At 63.9% G+C, this 18,773-nt stretch carries 17 protein-coding genes; 12 read left to right on the top strand and 5 right to left on the bottom strand.

Annotation, left to right across the window (positions count from 1 at the left end):
- Positions 1 to 179: 179 nt before the first annotated feature.
- Both AC1ECN_RS01865 and mutM read right to left on the bottom strand, forming a co-directional pair.
- Positions 180 to 953 carry an enoyl-CoA hydratase gene (locus AC1ECN_RS01865; protein WP_130673473.1) on the bottom strand — a complete coding sequence of 258 codons (774 nt, stop codon included), beginning with the start codon at positions 951 to 953 and terminating at the stop codon, positions 180 to 182.
- 23 nt (positions 954 to 976) lie between these two features.
- Entirely contained in the window at positions 977 to 1,867 is an 891-nt protein-coding gene (mutM, locus tag AC1ECN_RS01860; RefSeq protein ID WP_130673472.1) for a bifunctional DNA-formamidopyrimidine glycosylase/DNA-(apurinic or apyrimidinic site) lyase, read from the bottom strand.
- Between the two features lie 149 nt (positions 1,868 to 2,016).
- Here mutM and ubiE point away from each other — a divergent pair, with 149 nt between their 5' ends.
- The 8 genes from ubiE (at position 2,017) to AC1ECN_RS01820 (ending at position 12,094) form a co-directional block, all read left to right on the top strand.
- Positions 2,017 to 2,793, top strand: a complete 777-nt coding sequence (gene ubiE, locus AC1ECN_RS01855; RefSeq protein WP_130665426.1) for a bifunctional demethylmenaquinone methyltransferase/2-methoxy-6-polyprenyl-1,4-benzoquinol methylase UbiE — start codon at positions 2,017 to 2,019, stop codon at positions 2,791 to 2,793.
- A gap of 62 nt (positions 2,794 to 2,855) precedes the next feature.
- A complete protein-coding gene (ubiB, locus tag AC1ECN_RS01850; RefSeq protein WP_130673471.1) occupies positions 2,856 to 4,430 on the top strand; it encodes a 2-polyprenylphenol 6-hydroxylase in 1,575 nt (524 codons plus the stop codon).
- 198 nt (positions 4,431 to 4,628) lie between these two features.
- The gene (locus tag AC1ECN_RS01845) at positions 4,629 to 6,200 is read left to right on the top strand and encodes an aromatic amino acid lyase (protein WP_018485317.1); all 1,572 of its coding nucleotides are present in this window, start codon (positions 4,629 to 4,631) and stop codon (positions 6,198 to 6,200) included.
- A 146-nt stretch (positions 6,201 to 6,346) separates the two neighbouring features.
- Positions 6,347 to 7,726 (top strand): dihydroorotase, encoded by a 1,380-nt coding sequence (locus tag AC1ECN_RS01840; RefSeq protein WP_130673470.1) that lies wholly within the window; start codon positions 6,347 to 6,349, stop codon positions 7,724 to 7,726.
- On the top strand, positions 7,723 to 9,003 hold the full coding sequence (locus AC1ECN_RS01835) for a Zn-dependent hydrolase (RefSeq protein WP_130673469.1): 1,281 nt from the start codon (positions 7,723 to 7,725) through the stop codon (positions 9,001 to 9,003). Before AC1ECN_RS01840 ends, AC1ECN_RS01835 begins: the two co-directional genes overlap by 4 nt.
- Positions 8,984 to 10,081 (top strand): DUF917 domain-containing protein, encoded by a 1,098-nt coding sequence (locus tag AC1ECN_RS01830; RefSeq protein WP_130673468.1) that lies wholly within the window; start codon positions 8,984 to 8,986, stop codon positions 10,079 to 10,081. Before AC1ECN_RS01835 ends, AC1ECN_RS01830 begins: the two co-directional genes overlap by 20 nt.
- 3 nt (positions 10,082 to 10,084) lie before the next feature.
- On the top strand, positions 10,085 to 10,414 hold the full coding sequence (locus AC1ECN_RS01825) for a TfoX/Sxy family protein (protein ID WP_130673467.1): 330 nt from the start codon (positions 10,085 to 10,087) through the stop codon (positions 10,412 to 10,414).
- Between the two features lie 18 nt (positions 10,415 to 10,432).
- The gene (locus AC1ECN_RS01820; RefSeq protein WP_130673466.1) at positions 10,433 to 12,094 is read left to right on the top strand and encodes a urocanate hydratase; all 1,662 of its coding nucleotides are present in this window, start codon (positions 10,433 to 10,435) and stop codon (positions 12,092 to 12,094) included.
- Positions 12,095 to 12,111: 17 nt separating this feature from the next.
- Here AC1ECN_RS01820 and AC1ECN_RS01815 read toward each other — a convergent pair whose 3' ends face one another.
- Both AC1ECN_RS01815 and AC1ECN_RS01810 read right to left on the bottom strand, forming a co-directional pair.
- On the bottom strand, positions 12,112 to 12,498 hold the full coding sequence (locus tag AC1ECN_RS01815; protein ID WP_130673465.1) for a VOC family protein: 387 nt from the start codon (positions 12,496 to 12,498) through the stop codon (positions 12,112 to 12,114).
- Complete coding sequence (locus AC1ECN_RS01810; RefSeq protein ID WP_477951996.1) at positions 12,495 to 13,745, bottom strand: MFS transporter; 1,251 nt, start codon at positions 13,743 to 13,745, stop codon at positions 12,495 to 12,497. The genes AC1ECN_RS01815 and AC1ECN_RS01810 overlap by 4 nt, the downstream gene beginning before the upstream one ends.
- 91 nt (positions 13,746 to 13,836) lie before the next feature.
- Here AC1ECN_RS01810 and AC1ECN_RS01805 point away from each other — a divergent pair, with 91 nt between their 5' ends.
- Positions 13,837 to 14,715 carry a LysR family transcriptional regulator gene (locus AC1ECN_RS01805; protein WP_130673464.1) on the top strand — a complete coding sequence of 293 codons (879 nt, stop codon included), beginning with the start codon at positions 13,837 to 13,839 and terminating at the stop codon, positions 14,713 to 14,715.
- A 1-nt stretch (position 14,716) separates the two neighbouring features.
- Here the strand turns inward: AC1ECN_RS01805 and AC1ECN_RS01800 are convergent, their stop codons facing one another.
- On the bottom strand, positions 14,717 to 15,622 hold the full coding sequence (locus AC1ECN_RS01800; RefSeq protein ID WP_130673463.1) for a LysR family transcriptional regulator: 906 nt from the start codon (positions 15,620 to 15,622) through the stop codon (positions 14,717 to 14,719).
- 126 nt (positions 15,623 to 15,748) lie between these two features.
- Between AC1ECN_RS01800 and AC1ECN_RS01795 the strand changes: the two genes are divergently transcribed.
- The 3 genes from AC1ECN_RS01795 (at position 15,749) to coaBC (ending at position 18,772) form a co-directional block, all read left to right on the top strand.
- A complete protein-coding gene (locus AC1ECN_RS01795) occupies positions 15,749 to 16,513 on the top strand; it encodes an SDR family oxidoreductase (protein ID WP_130662707.1) in 765 nt (254 codons plus the stop codon).
- Between the two features lie 128 nt (positions 16,514 to 16,641).
- Complete coding sequence (locus AC1ECN_RS01790) at positions 16,642 to 17,391, top strand: SDR family oxidoreductase (RefSeq protein WP_130673462.1); 750 nt, start codon at positions 16,642 to 16,644, stop codon at positions 17,389 to 17,391.
- A 175-nt stretch (positions 17,392 to 17,566) separates the two neighbouring features.
- Positions 17,567 to 18,772 carry a bifunctional phosphopantothenoylcysteine decarboxylase/phosphopantothenate--cysteine ligase CoaBC gene (gene coaBC, locus AC1ECN_RS01785; RefSeq protein ID WP_018070027.1) on the top strand — a complete coding sequence of 402 codons (1,206 nt, stop codon included), beginning with the start codon at positions 17,567 to 17,569 and terminating at the stop codon, positions 18,770 to 18,772.
- The last annotated feature ends 1 nt before the right edge of the window (position 18,773 follow it).

Here is an 18,773-nt window from a genome sequence, read left to right as displayed (position 1 = left end):
AAGAATTCGAACAAACTCCGCCATTACCGCGGGCCCTGCGGCCACAAAATCCAGCAATGCGGGAGCAATCGCGGAAAACCAAACCGGCTTTCCGAACCGTGGGCGGGCATATAACTCTAAAGCCGGCCCACGTCAACGCGGATTTTCACGCTTTACCACTGGCAAGCGCCTAAAAGCATTTAACGGTGCGTAAAAGCCGGTTTGCGCTTCTCGACGAAGGCCGCCATGCCTTCTTTCTGGTCGTCCGTGGCAAAGAGGCTGTGAAACAGGCGGCGCTCGAAACGCAAGCCCTCCTCCAGCGTCGTCTCGAATGCGCGGTTGACCGCCTCCTTGGCCATCATCACCGAGGGACGCGAAAGCGAGGCGATCTTTTCGGCCGCTGCCAGCGCCTCGTCGAGCAGGCGATCGGGCGCCACCACACGCGAAACGAGTCCCGATCGTTCGGCTTCCGCCGCATCCATCATGCGGCCGGTGAGGATGAGATCCATTGCCTTCGCCTTGCCGACGGCGCGCGTCAGCCGCTGCGAGCCGCCCATGCCGGGAATGACGCCCAGGGTGATTTCCGGCTGGCCGAACTTCGCCGTCTCCGAGGCGATGATGAAATCGCACATCATGGCGAGCTCACAGCCGCCGCCGAGCGCAAATCCGCTGACCGCAGCGATCACCGGCTTGCGTGCCTTGGCGACCTCATCCCAGCCGCTGATGAAATCACTCTTATAGATATCGGCGAACTCAAGCGGCTGCATCTCCTTGATATCGGCGCCGGCGGCAAAGGCGCGCTCGGAACCGGTGAGCACGATCGCCCCGACCGTCTCGTCGGCGTGGAAGGCGGCATAGGCCTCTTTCAGCTCTTTCAGGACGGTGGAATTCAATGCGTTCAGCGCCTGCGGGCGGTTCAGCGTGACGAGGCCGACATTGCCTCGGGTTTCGACGATCAGGGTCTCATAGGCCATGCTGTTCTCCCGGTTGCTCACTCTTACTTTTGGCAGGTGGCGCAATAGAAGGTGGAGCGACCCGCCTGGACGATGCGGGCGACCGTAGCGCCGCAGCCGGGCGTGCGGCAAGCCTGACTTTCGCGATCATAGACGGAGAAGGAATGCTGGAAATAGCCGAGCGATCCGTCGGTCTGGATATGGTCGCGCAGCGACGATCCGCCGGCTGCGATCGCATCGGCGATGACGTCGCGGATCGAGGCGACGAGCAGGTCGAGCTGCGCCTTCGGCCGGCCCCCTGCCGTCACCAGCGTGCCGGCGGCACGGATCGGCGAAAGATGCGCGCGCCACAGCGCCTCGCAGACATATATATTGCCGAGACCGGCAATGTTCTTCTGGTCAAGCAGCGCGCTCTTCAGCGGCTGCGCCTTGTCCCGGAAGCGTTCGGCCAGATAGGCGGCGCTGAGCTCGTTTCCCGTCGGCTCCGGGCCGAGATCGCGGAAGAAGGGATGGGCGGCGAGATCGGCACGTCCCACCATATCCATGAAGCCGAAACGGCGCGGATCGTTGTAGACGACACGACGCGGGCCGCTTGCGGCTTGCAGATGGAAGACGACGTGATCGTGCTTCTCGTCCTTCGAGCGGGCATGGTGGAATTCGCCTGGCGTGGCCGAGGCCGCCCCCTCCTCGATGCGAAACGAACCGGACATGCCGAGATGGGAGATCAGCGTGTTGCCGTCGTCGAGATCGACCAGCAGATATTTGGCGCGGCGGCCGAGGCCGACGATGGTGCGGCCGGAAACCCTGTCCGCGAAGGCGTCGGGAAAGGGGAAGCGCAGATCGCCGCGACGCAGCTCCAGCCTGGTGACGCGCGTGCCCTCCATCGCCGGCGTCAGGCCGCGTTTCACCGTTTCGACTTCTGGCAATTCCGGCATCTTAACCCATCTATCTCTAACGTGTTTCAACCGGCGACGATGTGCGCTATAGCGCCAGTGTGCCGCGGAGAATGCGGCCCATAGATAACGTCGCGCGCTGTCTTTCGCTATGGCCGCCGCGCCCGAATCTTCAGGAACGGAGCAGTCTGATGTCAGAAAGCCGCACTTCCGCCGATGGCGGCATGGAGACCTCCTACGGCTTCCGCGAGGTGCCTGATGGCGAGAAGCAGAGCCTGGTCAACCAGGTCTTCCACAAGGTCGCCAAGCGCTACGACATCATGAACGACGTCATGTCGATGGGTATGCACCGCGCCTGGAAAGATGCGATGATCTCCGCACTGAACCCGCGCAAGGAGCCGGGCTACAAGGTGCTCGACGTGGCCGGCGGCACCGGCGATATCGCCTTCCGCATCGTCGAAGCCTCGGGCAGACAGGCGCATGCCACCGTGCTCGACATCAACGGCTCGATGCTCGGCGTCGGCGCCGAACGGGCGGAAAAGAAGAAGCTTTCCGGCAACCTCACCTTCGTCGAGGCGAATGCCGAGGAACTGCCGTTCGAGGCAGGCAGCTTCGACGCCTATACGATCGCCTTCGGCATCCGCAACGTGCCGAGGATCGATGTGGCGCTGTCTGAGGCCTATCGCGTCTTGAAGCGCGGCGGACGGCTGCTGGTGCTGGAATTTTCCGAAGTCGATATGCCGCTTCTCGACAAGATCTACGACGCCTGGTCGTTCAATGCCATTCCGCAGTTCGGCAAGGCGATCACCGGCGATGCCGAACCCTACCAATATCTGGTGGAATCGATCCGCAAGTTTCCGAACCAGGAGAATTTCGCGGCAATGATCCGCCAGGCCGGTTTTTCGCGCGTCACCTTTACCAATTACACCGGCGGCATCGCCGCACTCCATTCCGGCTGGAAGCTCTGACGCATGACGCCGAAAAGTGTAGAGCGGTTTTCGAATAGCGTCGCGCGAGAATCAAGCAGAACATGAGTACTTTCGGCGCATATTTCCGCCTTTGGCGCGTCGGCTGGGTGCTCTTGCGTGAGGGTGTCGTGTCGGCCCTTCCTTCCGAAGGGCTGCCGCCTCCGGTCGCGCTCGCCAAATCCTTCGTCACGATTTTCGAGCGAAGCAAGGCGCGGCATCAGAAGCGCAGCGACCGGTTGGCCCAGGCTGTCGAGCGGCTCGGTCCCTCCTATGTGAAGATCGGGCAGTTCCTGGCAACGCGGCCGGATGTCGTCGGCGTCGAATTCGCCAACGACCTGTCGCAGCTTCAGGACCGGATGGCCTTCTTTCCCTCTGCCGCCGCCAAGGCCAATATCGAAGGCTCGCTCGGACGGCCGATCGGCGAGCTCTATGCGAGCTTCGGCGATCCGATCGCCGCCGCCTCGATCGCGCAGGTGCATCCGGCCGAGGTCGATAGCGCCGAGGGCCGGAAGAAGGTCGCCGTCAAAATCGTGCGGCCCGGCGTGCGCCAGCGCTTTGCCCATGACATCGAGGCGATGTATCTCGTTGCCCATATGCAGGAGCGTTTCCTGGCGTCCAGCCGGCGGCTGCGGCCGGTCGAGGTGACGAAGACGCTGGAGCAGACGACAAAGGTGGAGATGGATCTTCGCCTGGAGGCAGCGGCCCTTTCCGAGATCGCCGAGAATACCGAAAAAGATCCCGGCTTCCGCGTGCCGAAGGTCGACTGGGAGCGCACAGGGCGCGACGTCATCACCATGGAGTGGATCGACGGCACGAGAATGTCCGATGTCGAGGGCCTGCGCGCGGCGGGCCACGATCTCAACTTGCTTGCCGATACGCTGATCCAGTCGTTCCTGCGCCACACGCTGCGCGACGGCTTCTTCCATGCCGACATGCATCCGGGCAATCTCTTCGTCGATGCGGACGGGATGATCGTCGCCGTCGACATGGGCATCGTCGGGCGGCTGGGCAAGAAGGAGCGGCGGTTCCTCGCCGAAATCCTCTATGGCTTCATCACCCGCGACTATATCCGCGTCGCCGAGGTGCATTTCGAGGCCGGCTATGTGCCCGGACATCACAATGTCGAAAGCTTCGCCCAGGCGATCCGGGCGATCGGCGAGCCGATCCATGGACAGCCGGCCGAGACGATCTCGATGGGCAAGCTGCTGACGCTGCTGTTCGAAGTGACCGAACTCTTCGACATGGCGACGCGGCCGGAGCTGGTGATGCTGCAGAAGACCATGGTCGTGGTCGAAGGCGTGTCGCGCATGCTCAATCCGCGCTTCAACATGTGGAAGGCCTCCGAGCCTGTCGTCGGCGACTGGATCCGCACCAATCTCGGACCGAAGCGGATCGCCACCGATCTCAAGGATGGGCTGAAGGCGGCGGTCAAGCTCGCCGAGGCCGTGCCGGAAATCGCAGCGAAGACGGAAAAATTCCACCATCAGCTGCTGCATATGAGCGAGCACGGGCTGCGCTTCGATGCTGAGACGGCGGAGGCGATCGGCAAGGCCGAAGCGCGGCACAACCGTTCGGCCAGGATTGCGCTGTGGATCATCGCATTGACGCTTGTCTATATTGCCTGGATGCTGAGCTGATCGGCTGCCAAAAACATGCTGTGTTCGGCATTTGGGATATCCCATCTGGCGGAGGGCTCGCTTAGTCTCGTCTTCAAAGCATGATGCCGAAAAGTGTGAGCGGTTTTCGACATCATGCTCTGACTCTTTAATTCAGAACAGGATTCAGATTTTGTGCCGATCCGGCCTAAAATCATCCTGTTCTAGGGAGATAGGCACATGAAGCACGAACGCCTTGGCATCGAACTTTCCGGACAACCGCTCGGTTTTGCCGAGATGGTGACGATTGGTGCGGGCAAGGCTGCGATTTCGGCTTCGGCGACAGGCATGGCCCGCATCGCGATCGCCCGCGAGGTCGTCGAGGATGCGATTGCCTCCGGCATGCCGGTCTACGGCTCGACGACAGGCGTCGGCGCCATGAAAGACGTGGAGTGGTCGGCCGACGAACTCGACACCTTCAATCTCGGCCTGGTGCGCGCCCATCATTTCGGCACCGGCACACCCTTTTCCTGCAATATCGTGCGCAATGCCATGGCGATCCGCATCAACACGGCGCTGACCGGCCAGGTCGGCTGCACGCCGGAATTGATCCAAGCCTATATCAGGATGCTCGAGGCCGACCTCATCCCGGTCGTGCGCCGCACCGGCTCGATCGGCTGTGCGGATATCGGCCTGATGGGACAGATCGGCGCGGTGCTGACCGGCGTCGGCGAAGCGATCTATCGCGGCAACCGGATGCAGGCGGCCGAGGCTTTCCAGGCGGCCGGGCTGGAACCGATGCGGATGGCGCCGCGCGACAGCCTCGCCTCGCTCAGCATCAATGCGGTGAGCTTTGCCTCGGCAGCGGAAACGACGCGCAACGCCGCGGCCTCGATCCGCGTCCTGCTGGCGACAGCGATGATGGCGGCCGGCGCGCTCGGCGCGTCCCGCGATCCCTGGAAAGCCGTTCGGCATGTCGGAACGGCGCGTGAGGCGCTGATCGGCGCCTGGCTCTGCAATGCCTCCGACGAGTGGAACTGGCCCGTCGCAACCCATGTGCAGGATCCGCTCAGCCTGCGCATGATCGCACAGGTGTTCGGCGCGGTGATCGAAAACCTTTTATCAACCGGCCACAAGATCCTTGCCGCCACCGGGCGCTCGGACGACAATCCCGTCGTGGTCGAAGGCCGGGTGATGACGTCGGGCGGCTCGCTTCCGCTCGATGTGACGATCCTGCTCGAATCGGCCGCGCTCTGCATGGCGCATGCGGCGCGCAATGCCTTCAACCGCTGCGTCATTCTCGGCAACGGCCAGCGGCGCGACCTGCCGGTCAATCTCGTGCCGCCGGGGCGGATTGCCACCGGTTTCGGGCCGATCATCAAACTTGCCGGCGAGATCTTCTCGCGCGTGCTGTCGATGTCCAATCCCGTGTCGGCGCAGTCGCTGGTGGTTGCGGCCGGGCTGGAGGACGAGGCGGCCTTCCTGCCGCTGGTCATCGAGCGCTTCGACCGGCAGATGCGGGCGCTGAAGCGTCTCGCAGCCCTCGAAGCGCTGCTGTCGGCCCAGGCGATCGACATTCTCGGCGATGAACCGAAGGGCGTTGCCGCCATGCTCTACGAGGTCGTGCGCAAACATGCGGATTTCTATACCGTCGACCGGCCGCTTTCGGCTGAGGTCGAGGCAATCGAGGAGGAACTTGGTTCGGACGACTTCGTTTCGAAGCTGACCGATCAGGTTCCGATCGCCTCCTTCGACGATTTCTTCGCGCTCGGCTCGCTGGAGCGCATCGAGGAGCGGCTGACCAGCCCCTAGAACAGGATGAGTTTAGGCCCAGTCGGCCCAAAATCTGAATCCTGTTCTAAATTGAGAGTTAGAGCATGATGTCGTCCGAAAACCGCTCACACTTTTCGGCATCATGCTCGAGCGGCAATCTGATTTCAGCTTAGGAAGGAAGCGCCATGGACTTCGATCTCGTTCTGCAGGGCACGGTGGTGCTGCCCGACCGCATTCTCGACGAGGGTTATGTCGCCGTGCGCGACGGCAAGATCGCCGAGGTCGGCCTCGGCGTGCCGCCTGCGGGCCGCGAACGGCATCTGCTCGGAAAAGCGCTGATCCTGCCCGGTGCGATCGACGCGCAGGTGCATTCGCTTTCCCAGAAAGACCAGGAGGATTTCCTCTGGTCGACACGATCGGCAGCGGCCGGCGGCGTGACTGTCATCGTCGACATGCCCTATGACGAAGGCAATCTCGTCTGCTCGGCAGCGGCGGTGAAGCGGAAGATCGACCATGCCGGTCCGCAGGCGCGGGTCGACTTTGCGCTTTACGGCACCGTCGATCCGGAAGAAGGCCCGGCGCGCATCCGTGAGATGGTGGAGGCAGGCGTCGCGGCCTTCAAGTTTTCGACCTTCGGCACCGATCCCAAGCGTTTTCCGCGCATTCCTCCGGCCCTGCTCGATGCCTGCTTTGCGGCAATCGCGCCGACGGGACTGACGGCGGGCGTGCACAATGAAGACGATGAGGCGGTGCGCACCTATATGGAGCAGGTGAAGGCGAGCGGCATTTCTGATTGGCGGGCGCACGGCCTGTCACGGCCGCCGATCACCGAGCTGCTGGCGATGCATACGATCTTCGAGACGGGTGCTCATACCGGCTGCCCGGCGCATGTGGTGCACTGCTCGCTCGGGCGCGGCTACGATATCGCGCGTGCCTATCGCCGCGACGGCTTTGCGGCGACTGTGGAATGCTGCATCCACTACCTGACGCTCGACGAGGAAAACGACGTAAAGCGGCTCGGCGGCAAGGCGAAGATCAATCCGCCGGTGCGGCCGCGCGCCGAGGTGGAGACGCTCTGGCGGAAGGTGGCCGAGGGTGATGTCTGGCTGGTCTCGACCGATCACGTCAGCTGGTCGGAAAACCGCAAGACCAATCCCGACATGCTCGCCAACGCCTCCGGCGTTCCCGGCCTCGAGGTGATGGTGCCGCTTTTCGTCAAAGGTGCCACCGAACGCGGCATTCCTTTGACCTGGGCCGCCAGGCTGATGGCGGAGAACCCGGCGAAGCATTTCCGGCTCGACCATATCAAGGGCGCGCTGACCCCGGGCAAGGACGCCGATATCGTCGTGCTCGAGCCGCGCGAAAGCGTCTATGATGCATCGGCAAGCGGCAACAACGTCGTCGGCTGGAGCCCCTATAACGGCATCCGCCTGCCCTGGACCGTCTCGGCCACCTATCTACGCGGCGAAAAGATTGCCGAGGGCGCGAAGGTGCTGGCTGAGCCCGGCACCGGCCGGTTCGTGCGGCCGCTGCCGCGCCAGGTCATTGCGGGAGCTGAAGCATGAGCCGCAATCTTCCCGTCAATGCCAGCCGGATCGCTGACGATATCGAGGCGCTGGCCGGGATTACCGAGCCGGGGCATCCCTGGACCCGGCGAGCGTTCTCGCCGGTCTTTCTCGACGGCCGGGCCTATATCGAAGCACGCATGAAGGCGGCGGGGCTGGAAACGCGGATCGATGCCGCCGGCAATCTGATCGGCCGGCGGACAGGCCGGAAACCGTGGCTCGGCACGATCATGGTCGGCTCGCATTCCGACACGGTGCCGGATGGCGGCCGCTTTGACGGCATTGCCGGGGTCATCTCGGCGCTGGAGGTGGCGCGCGCGCTGCGCGATCAGGATATCGAACTCGATCACGATCTCGAAATCGTCGATTTCCTCGCCGAGGAGGTGAGCATCTTCGGCGTGTCCTGCATCGGCAGCCGCGGCATGACCGGCCAACTGCCGGAGGCCTGGCTTTCGCGCGTCAGCGACGGGCGCGACCTGGCCGAGGGCATCGCCGAGGTTGGTGGCCGACCCGATGTGCTGATGCAGCAGAACAGGCCCGATATAGCAGGCTTTCTGGAGCTTCATATCGAACAAGGGCCGGTGCTCGAAGCCGAAAAGGAGGATGTCGGCATCGTCACCGCGATATCAGGCATCACCCGTATCGAGATCACCGTCGAAGGGCGGGCCGACCATGCCGGCACGACGCCGATGGACCGGCGGGCGGATGCGCTGGTGGCGGCGTCACAGCTGGTGCTCGACATCCGCAATGCCTCCGCCGAACTTGCCAAATCGCCGGGGCATTTCGCAGCGACGGTTGGCGAATTCAGGATCGAGCCGAATGCCGCCAATGTCGTGCCGTCGAAGGTGGTGCTGCTCATCGATGGCCGTGCCGAAATCCGCGCCGACATGGAGGCATTCTGCCGCTGGCTCAACGGTCATGTCGAAAAGCTGGCGGGCGCCTACGGCGTGACGATCAAGACGCCAAACCGGGTTTCCGACAATCAGCCGACGCCTGGCGATGCCGGACTGCTTTCGATCTTGGAGGCTGCCTGCGAACGGGTCGGCGCCAAACATCGGCGCATGGCCTCCGGCGCGGGACACGATACGGCCTGGATCGCCAAGGTGGCACCGGCGGCGATGATCTTCGTGCCTTGCCGGGAAGGCCGCAGCCATTCGGCCGACGAGTGGGCGGAGAATGACGATATCACGCTCGGCGCCGCCGTACTTTTCGAGGCGGTGCGCGAGATGGATGCGAGCTTGAATCAGGAGAGGACCGATGGGACGCATACTCGTTGAGAAGGACGTGGAAGCTGCCGTCAAAGGCGGCTCCGTCTATGCAGCCGGCGGCGGCGGCTGGGCCGATCACGGACGGATGCTCGGTTATGCCGCCGTCAATGTCGGCAAGCCGGAGCTGGTCTCGATCGACGAGTTGAAGGACGAGGACTGGATTGCGACTGCGGCCGCGATCGGCGCGCCGGCCTCCACCACGCCCTGGGAAATGCAAGGCATCGACTATGTGAAGGCGGTGCAATTGCTACAGGAGGCGCTCGGCGAAAAGCTTTCCGGGCTGATCATCGGCCAGAACGGCAAATCCTCGACGCTGAACGGCTGGCTGCCGTCAGCAATCCTCGGCACCAAGGTGGTCGACGCGGTCGGGGATATCCGCGCGCATCCGACGGGCGACATGGGCTCGATCGGCATGGCCGGTTCGCCCGAGCCGATGATCCAGACCGCTGTCGGCGGCAATCGGGGGGAGAATCGTTATATCGAGCTGGTGGTGAAGGGAGCGACGGCGAAGATCTCGCCGGTGCTGCGCGCCGCCGCCGACCAATCCGGCGGCTTCATCGCCAGCTGCCGCAATCCGCTCCGGGCCTCCTATGTCCGCAGCCATGCCGCACTCGGCGGCATCTCGATGGCGCTTGCGCTCGGCGAAGCAATCATCGCGGCGGAGAAGCGCGGCGGATCAGCCATCATCGATGCAATCTGCAAGACGACGGGCGGACATATCCTTGCCGAGGGCGTCATCACCCGCAAGGACGTCGTCTACACCAAGGAAGCCTTCGACATCGGCACGATCACCGTCGGCTCGGGCGAAAAATCGGTGACGCTGCATGTGATGAACGAATATATGGCGGTGGACGATGCGGATGGCAAAAGGCTTGCGACCTTCCCCGCGGTGATCACCACGCTTTCGCCGGAGGGCGAGCCGCTCAGCGTCGGCCAACTTCAGGAGGGCATGCATGTCTTCATCCTGCATGTGCCGATGGATATCATTCCGCTGTCGGCAAGCGTGCTCGATCCAACCGTCTATCCCGTCGTCGAAAAGGCGATGGGGATCGAGATCGCACGCTATGCACTGGCAACGAGGGCCTGAGCCATGGCGCGCGATCCCGGCCTTGAAGAACTGATGCGTGAGGAACTCGGCGGTCGGCCGGGTCTTGCCGAAAAATCCATGTTCGGCGGCTGGGCCTTCATGCTGAACGGCAATCTTCTCTGCTGCGCGCGCCATGACGGCATGCTGATCCGACTCGGCAAGGGCAATGACGGCTGGGCGCTGGCACTGCCAGGCGTGATCCAGATGCTGTCGGGCGAGCGGGTGATGCATGGCTGGGTGCGAGGCAATGCCGAAGTTTATGGCGACGATGCCCTGAGACGGCGTCTGCTTGATGCCGCGCTCGCCTATGTGGAATCGCTGCCGAGCAAGTAGCAAAACGAGGAACCCACGATGCCGAAGGCCAATCCACGTCATCCGAAATTTCCGATTCCCGGCGGGCCGGACCTGCGCGCCAAGGGCTGGCGGCAGGAGGCGCTGCTGCGGCTGCTCGAAAACGTGCTCTCCGTCGGCGAGGACCCCGACAATCTGATCGTCTATGCAGCTCTCGGCAAGGCCGCCCGCAACTGGGCGGCGCACAGGGGCATCGTCAAGGCGCTGACCGAGATGGAGGAGGACCAGACGCTGCTCATCCAGTCCGGCAAGCCGATCGGGCTGGTGCGCACCCATGCCAAGGCGCCGCTGGTTATCATGGCGAACTGCAATATCGTCGGACAATGGGCAAAGGCCGAAGTGTTCTACGAGCTGCAGCGCAAGGGGCTGATCTGCTGGGGCGGGCTGACGGCCGGCGCCTGGCAATATATCGGCAGCCAGGGCGTCATCCAGGGTACCTACGAGATCTTCATGCGCATCGCCGAGCGGCGCTTCGGCGGCGACCTCCTCGGCCGGTTCGTGCTGACGGCGGGCCTCGGCGGCATGGGCGGAGCGCAGCCGCTCGCCGGCCGCATGGCGGGGGCTGCGATCCTCTGCGTCGACATCGATCCGGAGCGGGCCCGCAAGCGCCAGCAGATCGGTTACCTCCAGGAAATCGCACCCGATCTCGATACCGCCCTTCAGATGATCGATGAGGCGGTGAAGGACAAGCGGGCGCTTTCCGTCGGCCTCGTCGGCAATGCGGCGGAGGTCTATCCGGAAATCGCCCGGCGCGGCATCGTGCCCGACATCGTCACCGACCAGACCTCGGCGCACGACCTCGTCTATGGCTACGTGCCGAAGGGCATGAACCTCGATCAGGTCAAGGGCCTGCGCGACGACGGCCAGGGCCAGTTGATGACGGCAAGCCGCGCCTCGATCGTCGAGCATGTGACGGCGATGCTGGAGTTTCAGAAAAAGGGTTCCGAAGTCTTCGACAACGGCAATCTGATCCGCACGCAGGCCAAAGAGGGCGGCGTCGCCAATGCCTTCGACATCCCGATCTTCACGGAAGCCTATCTCAGGCCGTTGTTTGCCCGGGCGATCGGCCCATTCCGCTGGATGGCTCTGTCAGGCGAGGAGAGCGACATCGCCCGCATCGACGACCTGCTGCTCGAAATGTTCCCCGACAACAAGATCATCACCAACTGGATCCGGCTGGCGCGCGAGCACGTGCCCTTCGAGGGGCTGCCGGCCCGCATCGCCTGGCTCGGCCATGGCGAACGCACGGCACTCGCCCGCCGCGTCAATGCGCTGGTTGCGAGCGGCGAACTCAAAGGCCCGGTCGCCTTCTCCCGCGACCATCTCGATGCCGGCGCCATGGCGCATCCCAATATCATGACCGAGCGCATGAAGGACGGCTCGGATGCGATCGCCGACTGGCCACTGATCGATGCGATGATGCTCTGCTCGTCGATGGCCGATCTCGTCGTCGTCCATTCCGGCGGCGGCGGTTACGCCGGCTACATGACGAGCTGCGGCGTCACCGTCGTCGCCGACGGCACGGATGGCGCCGACGAACGGCTCGACCATGCGCTGACCAACGATACGGCGCTTGGCGTCATGCGTTACGCCGATGCGGGTTATGAGGAGGCGCTTGATGAGGTGGCGAAGAAGGACGTGCCCTATATCCGGCTTGGTTGATGCGCAGGAGGCGGACGTCAGGCAATCAGATTGGAGACTTCGATGAGGTTGCCGTCGGGGTCCCTGAAATAGACCGAGCGCAAACGCCCGGTCGCACCGGTGCGCTCGACCGGACCCTCTTCGATTGCAACGCCCGCGGCCTGTAGATCAGCGATGACATCGGCAAGCGGTGTCTCGGCGATGAAGCAGAGGTCGCCGGAGCCGGGTGTGGGGTGTCTCGCCTTGGGATCGAATTCGTGGCCGGCCTGATGCAGGTTGAACTTCTGCCCGCCGAATTTCAGCGCCTTGCGGCCTTCCGCGAAGGTTTCGACCGACATGCCGAGGATGCGGGAATAGAAATCGCAGGTGATGGCGATATCGGCGACGGTCAGCACGAGATGGTCGAGGCGGTCTATGCGGATCATGCTTTTCTCCTCGCGAATTGCTGGGCAAGACAGGCGGAAGCGAAGGCCAGCGCCAGCATGGCAAGCGTGAAGATAACGACGGCGGCCCAGCCTTCAACCGCATAGAACCAGCCGCCCGCCGAACCCATGAGGCTGGAGCCAACATAATAGGCGAGCATATAGAGCGACGAGGCGTGGCCTTTGGTGCCATGCGCCAGCTTGCCGACGAGGCCGCTGGCGATCGAATGGCTCATGAAGAAGCCGGTCGTGAGCACTGTTATACCGAGGATGATGACCGAGAGCGAGGCAAAGAGCGTCAACGCGCTGCCGGCGGCGGTGAGTGCCAGACCGAAGAGAAGCACGGAAAAGTGCCCGATCCTGTCCCCGAGCAGGCCGCCGRTCGAGGAGGCGCCGATGCCGAAGAGATAGACGGTGAATATCAGCCCGAGTTCGGTCTGGTTGAGGCCGTAGGGCGGCGCCACCAGGCGGAAACCGGCATAGTTATAGATGGTCACAAAGGAGCCCATCGCCAGGAAGGCGATGGCGAAGATGAAGGGCAACGCCGGATTGCTGAGATGGCCGAGCCAGGCTTTTGCATGAAAGCGCGGATCGAAGCCCGGCCGGCGGACGAAATTGCGTGACGGCGGCAGGAGGGCGATGAAGCCGATCGCGGCGGCAAGGCCGATGGCGCCGATGATGAAAAGCGCCGGACGCCAGGTGAGATATTCGGCGAAGATGCCTGTCAGTACGCGGCCGGACATGCCGCCGAAGGCCGTGCCGCCGACATAAAGGCCCATGGTGGCGCCAAGACCGCGCGGATCGATTTCCTCGGCGAGATAGGCCATGGCGACAGCAGGCACGCCGCCGAGAACGAGGCCTTGGAGAGCGCGGATGACGAGCAGCAGATGCCAGTTCGGGGCAAAGGCGGTGGCGATGGTCAGCAATGCCGCGCCGACCAGCGATATCGACATCAGGCTGCGGCGGCCAAGGCCTTCCGAGACGGCGGCGGCGCAGACGATGGCGACCGCGAGAAAGCCGGTGGAGAGCGACAGGGACAGCGAGCTTTCGGCCGGACTGACGGAGAATTCCTGAGAGAAGATCGGCAGCAGCGGCTGCACGCAATAGAGCAGCGAGAAGGTGGAGAAGCCAGACAGGAAGAGCGCCAGGCTGGCGCGGCGATAGGCGCCGGTTCTGCGGGTCAGGTAGTGTTTTTGTCCTGGGATCGTGGTTGTCTCGGCGGTCTTCACGGCATGCGCTCTCGTCGGCATATCTTCATCCTTCCGGCCTCCGATCTAGTCAACGCCACTCCATTTGTCCAATATATGAAACTGGCGATTTCGATAGGTTTTGGAGATGGCAATGGAGTTGCGGCACCTGAGATATTTCCTGGCGGTCGCGGAGGAAGGCAATTTCACCCGTGCCGCCGGCAAGCTCGGCATCGGGCAGCCGCCGCTCAGCCAGCAGATCCGCGATCTGGAGAGGGAAGTGGGTGCGGCGCTGTTTCACCGCGTGCCGCACGGCGCCGAATTGACGGCAGCGGGTACGGCCTTCCTCGGCGAGGCAAAGGCGTCGCTGGCGGCTGCGGAAAAGGCGAAACTTGCGGCGCAAAGCGCCAATCGCGGCGAGACCGGCCGGCTGTCGCTCGGTTTCACCGCCTCCTCCGCCTTCAACCCCGTGGTCAGCACGACGATCCGCCGGTTTCGCGCGCGCTGGCCGGAGGTGCAGCTGTCGCTGACGGAAATGAATACGCTGGCGCTGATACAGAAGCTGGAACGCGGAGAGCTCGACGCCACCTTCATGCGCCCCGGCCTCGACGATCCCGCCGGTATCCGGCTGCGGCGGCTGCCGGATGAGCCGATGGTGATCGCCCTGCCTGCCAGCCATCCCTTGGCACGGCGCAGCAAGCTGCCGCTTGCGGCGCTGGCGGAAGAACCCTTCATCCTCTTTCCGCGGCTCGTGGGCTTGAGCCTCTACGACGATGTCGTGCTCGCCTGCCGCAGGGCGGGGTTCGAGCTGACCGTGGCACAGGAGGCGCCGCAGATCTCATCGGTCGTCAATCTGGTGGCGGCCGATCTTGGCGTCTCGATCGTGCCCGCTTCGATTTCGCAGATCAAGCTCGAAGGTGTGGCCTACCGGCCGATCGAGGGGCCGCCGGCCGTGGCGCGCCTGGCGCTGGCAATCCTGAAAACACACCGCTCGCCGGTCACCGAGAACCTGATCAGCCTGCTGAGCTCATGAATTAGCCCGTCGGATCCCAATAGGGCGGATCGCCGAAGCTCTTCTTCAGGTGGTCGGCGATGGCGCGGAGCTTGGCGGAGGGATTTCGGCCCTCGGGATGGGCCATATAGATGAATTCGGCCTCCGGCCTATGGCCGACATCGATTTCGGCAAGCCGGCCCTCACGGATGGCCGAACCGGCGATGAAGGCCGGCAGCAGCGCGATGCCGAGCCCGGCAATCGCGGCGTCGCGGAGCATATCGCCATTGTTGATGCCGAGCGCCAGTTTCGCGCGCACGACGATCGCACCGTCGGGCGTCTGGAAGCGCCAGTCGGCAACGCCGCGATTGGTGTAGAAGATGCCGCGATGGCTGTTGAGATCAGCCAGCGACGACGGAATTCCCTGGCGGGCGAGATAATCCGGCGAGGCGCAGAGAAGACGGCGGCTGCGCGTGAGTTTCCAGGCGACCAGCCGGCTATCGGCGATTGGGCCGTTGCGGATGATGGCATCATAACCGTCCGAGGCGGCATCGACGCGCCGGTCATCGATATCGAGGGTCAGTTCGATCTCGGGATGTTCGGCAAGAAAAGGATAAAGCGCCGGGCCGAGATGCATGCGGCCGAAGGTGACGGGGGCGGCGATGCGGATCGGGCCGGACAGCGTCCCGCGCCGCTCGGCCATATCGGCCGTGGCCTCCTCGATCTCGCGCACGATGCGCGCGGCGCGCTCGAGGAAGACCGTGCCATCCTCCGTCAAGGTGAGCTTGCGCGTCGTTCGGTGCAGCAGCATGCCGCCGAGCGACTTTTCCAGTTCGGCCAGCCTTTCGCTGACGACGGATTTGGACAGCCGCAGGCGCCGGGCCGCCTCGCTGACCGAGCCCGCCTCAACCACGGCGACGAAAGCCGCAATACCTTCGATCCTGATCATCGTTCGGCTTTTCCGAATTCGAGTTCCCCGGTCTGGAGACTAATCCGAACGAATGGAAAATGCCATCTTCCACTCATCGAAAGGGACGGCAGGGGCCGCCTCACCTTAAACGCAGGAGATGGAACCATGAACCGCTTGAACAACAGGGTCGCGATCGTCACCGGCGCAAGCTCCGGCATCGGCCGCTCCACGGCAAAGCTCTTTGCCGCCGAAGGCGCCAAGGTCGTCGTCGGCGCCCGCCGCCAGGGCGAACTCGACAGTCTCGTCGCCGAGATCAAGGCAGAGGGCGGCGACGCCATCGCCATTGCCGGCGACGTGCGCTCGGAAGACTATCACAAGGCGCTGGTCGCCGCCGCCGTGACAAATTACGGCAAGCTCGATATCGCCTTCAACAATGCCGGCACGCTCGGCGAAGCAGGTCCGAGCACCGCCGTTTCGGAAACAGGCTTCAGCGAGGCGCTGGCGATCAATCTGACGGCCTCCTTCCTCGCCGCCAAGCACCAGATCGGCGCAATGGTGGAGAATGGCGGCGGCTCGGTGATCTTCACCTCGACCTTCGTCGGCTACAGCTTCGCTTTTCCGGGCGTTGCCGCCTATGCCGCCAGCAAATCCGGCCTGATCGGCCTGACGCAGGCGCTCGCCGTCGAATTCGGCCAGCAGGGCGTGCGCGTCAATGCCATCCTGCCGGGTGCTGTTGATACCGACATGTATCGGGACATGAACGATACGCCTGAGAAGCAGGCCTTCGTCACCAATCTGCATGCGCTGAAGCGTGTCGCGACACCCGAAGAACTCGCCCGCTCGGTTCTCTATCTCGCCTCCGACGATGCGAGCTTCGTCACCGGCACGGCCTCGCTGGTCGACGGCGGCGCTTCGATCACCCGCACCTGAGACGGCGCGGCGCGATTATCCGCTGCGGGTTGATGATCCTTCAACGCGCCGGCTTATCGCGCCGCCTTTTTCAGGGCATTCTCCCAACAACGGGCCGCGGCCCAAAATTCGATCAAAGGAACGTCATCATGTCACGCCTGCAAAACAAGACAGCCCTCATCACCGGCGGCACCAGCGGCATCGGTCTCGAGACCGCCCGCCAGTTCATCGCCGAGGGCGCCCGCGTCGTCGTTACCGGCAGCAGCGCGGCAAGCGTCGAGGCGGCCCGCGCCGAACTTGGCGGCAAAGCCACCGTCATCCAGGCCGATGCCGGCAATGCGGTCGGCCAGAAGGCCGTCGCCGATAGCGTGAGAGAGGCTTTCGGCACGCTCGACATCCTCTTCGTCAACGCCGGGGTCGCCGAATTCGGGCCGCTGGAACAGTGGAGCGAAGCCGCCTTCGACAAGTCTGTTGATATCAACGTCAAAGGACCGTTCTTCCTGATTCAGTCGCTGCTGCCGATTTTTTCGAAGCAAGCCGCGATCGTGCTCAACACCTCGATCAACGCCCATATCGGCATGCCGAACTCCAGCGTCTATTCGCTGACGAAGGGCGCGCTGCTGACGCTTGCCAAGACATTGTCGGGCGAACTCATCGGCCGCGGCATCCGCGTCAACGCCGTCAGCCCCGGTCCGATCGCCACGCCGCTTTACAGCAAGCTCGGCGCTTCGGAAGCCCAATCCAAGGCGATGGCCGGGCAGATCCAGGCCCAGATCCCCGTCGGCCGCTTCGGAAATCCCAGCGAAGTCGCCAAGACGATCGTCTTCCTCGCCTCCGATGAGGCGGCCTATATCGTCGGTAGCGAACTCATCATCGACGGCGGGATGAGCAACCTCTGACCCACGAGCGCGGCGGGACCAGCTGCCGCGCTGCTTGCCGGCTTCGGCATGGCGATCGCGATCGTCATGCAGCGGCTACCCGAGCAGGTCCGCTGCATGTCGTCGGCGCGATTGCATGTTCTCCGCCAAAGGCTTAGGGTCGAGGACGGTCAGAAAAGGCGACGGGTAGAAGGCCATGGCTCTCAGCGGCAAACGCATCCTCCTCATCATCTCCGGCGGCATCGCGGCCTATAAGAGCCTGGATCTGATCCGCCGGCTGCGCGAGCGCGGCGCGAGCGTGCGCCCTGTGATGACCAAAGGCGCGCAGGAATTCGTCACGCCGCTTGCCGTCGGTGCACTGGCGGCGGACCATGTCTTCCTCGATCTGTTTTCGCGGCAGGACGAACAGGATATCGGCCATATCCGCCTGGCGCGCGAATGCGACCTCGTGCTGATCGCCCCTGCCACCGCCGATCTGATGGCGAAGATGGCGAACGGGCTTGCCGACGATCTCGCTTCGACCGTGCTTCTGGCGACGAACAGGCCGGTGCTTGCCGCACCAGCGATGAACCCCGCCATGTGGGCGCACCCGGCGACACGGCGGAATGCCGCGATGCTCCGAGCCGACGGCATCCGCTTCGTCGGGCCGATGGCCGGCGAGATGGCGGAAAGCCGGGAGGCCGGGCTTGGCCGGATGGCGGAACCGCTGGAGATCGTCGCTGCGGCCGAAATCATGCTCGATGACGGAGAAAAACCGCTGAAGGGTCGCAAGGCGATCGTCACGTCAGGACCGACCCACGAACCGATCGATCCGGTGCGCTACATCGCCAACCGCTCCTCCGGCCGGCAGGGACATGCGATCGCCGCAGCGCTTGCAAGACTCGGGGCTGATGTGACGCTTGTTTCAGGGCCGGTGACGCTTTCCGACCCCGTCGGCGTTACCGTCGTGCATGTCGAGCGGGCCGAGGAGATGCGCGATGCCGTGCTGGCCGCACTGCCGGCCGACATCGCGGTGATGGTCGCGGCCGTCGCAGACTGGCGCGTGGCCTCGGCCGCCGACCAGAAGCTGAAGAAACATCCCGGCGAATCCATTCCGACGCTGGCGCTGACGGAGAATCCGGACATCCTGAAGACTGTCGGCCATCACACGATGCGGCCGAAGCTGGTGATCGGCTTTGCCGCCGAGACGCAGGACGTCGAAATCAATGCGAAGGCGAAACTCGAGAGAAAGGGCGCCGACATGATCGTCGCCAACGACGTTTCGCCGGCGACCGGCATCATGGGCGGCGGCCGCAACAGGGTCAAACTCGTCCGCCGCGACGGCATCGAGCAATGGCCTGACCTGGCGAAGGAAGAGGTGGCAGAACGGCTGGCGGCGCTGATCGCCAAGCAGTTCAGTTAAC

It is taken from the genome of Rhizobium sp. 01N447_2 (assembly GCF_056399245.1).
Note: the sequence above shows the minus strand (reverse complement) of the source record. Positions and strands in the feature narration are given on the sequence as shown.

Coding starts and splice junctions, on each gene's coding strand:
- AC1ECN_RS01865 (WP_130673473.1), bottom strand. CDS start 953: ATGGCCTATGAGACCCTGATCGTCGAAACCCGAGGCAATGTCGGCCTC.
- AC1ECN_RS01815 (WP_130673465.1), bottom strand. CDS start 12,498: ATGATCCGCATAGACCGCCTCGACCATCTCGTGCTGACCGTCGCCGAT.
- AC1ECN_RS01840 (WP_130673470.1), top strand. CDS start 6,347: ATGGACTTCGATCTCGTTCTGCAGGGCACGGTGGTGCTGCCCGACCGC.
- AC1ECN_RS01825 (WP_130673467.1), top strand. CDS start 10,085: ATGGCGCGCGATCCCGGCCTTGAAGAACTGATGCGTGAGGAACTCGGC.
- mutM (WP_130673472.1), bottom strand. CDS start 1,867: ATGCCGGAATTGCCAGAAGTCGAAACGGTGAAACGCGGCCTGACGCCG.
- ubiB (WP_130673471.1), top strand. CDS start 2,856: ATGAGTACTTTCGGCGCATATTTCCGCCTTTGGCGCGTCGGCTGGGTG.
- AC1ECN_RS01795 (WP_130662707.1), top strand. CDS start 15,749: ATGAACCGCTTGAACAACAGGGTCGCGATCGTCACCGGCGCAAGCTCC.
- AC1ECN_RS01790 (WP_130673462.1), top strand. CDS start 16,642: ATGTCACGCCTGCAAAACAAGACAGCCCTCATCACCGGCGGCACCAGC.
- ubiE (WP_130665426.1), top strand. CDS start 2,017: ATGTCAGAAAGCCGCACTTCCGCCGATGGCGGCATGGAGACCTCCTAC.
- coaBC (WP_018070027.1), top strand. CDS start 17,567: ATGGCTCTCAGCGGCAAACGCATCCTCCTCATCATCTCCGGCGGCATC.
- AC1ECN_RS01820 (WP_130673466.1), top strand. CDS start 10,433: ATGCCGAAGGCCAATCCACGTCATCCGAAATTTCCGATTCCCGGCGGG.
- AC1ECN_RS01830 (WP_130673468.1), top strand. CDS start 8,984: ATGGGACGCATACTCGTTGAGAAGGACGTGGAAGCTGCCGTCAAAGGC.
- AC1ECN_RS01845 (WP_018485317.1), top strand. CDS start 4,629: ATGAAGCACGAACGCCTTGGCATCGAACTTTCCGGACAACCGCTCGGT.
- AC1ECN_RS01805 (WP_130673464.1), top strand. CDS start 13,837: ATGGAGTTGCGGCACCTGAGATATTTCCTGGCGGTCGCGGAGGAAGGC.
- AC1ECN_RS01835 (WP_130673469.1), top strand. CDS start 7,723: ATGAGCCGCAATCTTCCCGTCAATGCCAGCCGGATCGCTGACGATATC.
- AC1ECN_RS01800 (WP_130673463.1), bottom strand. CDS start 15,622: ATGATCAGGATCGAAGGTATTGCGGCTTTCGTCGCCGTGGTTGAGGCG.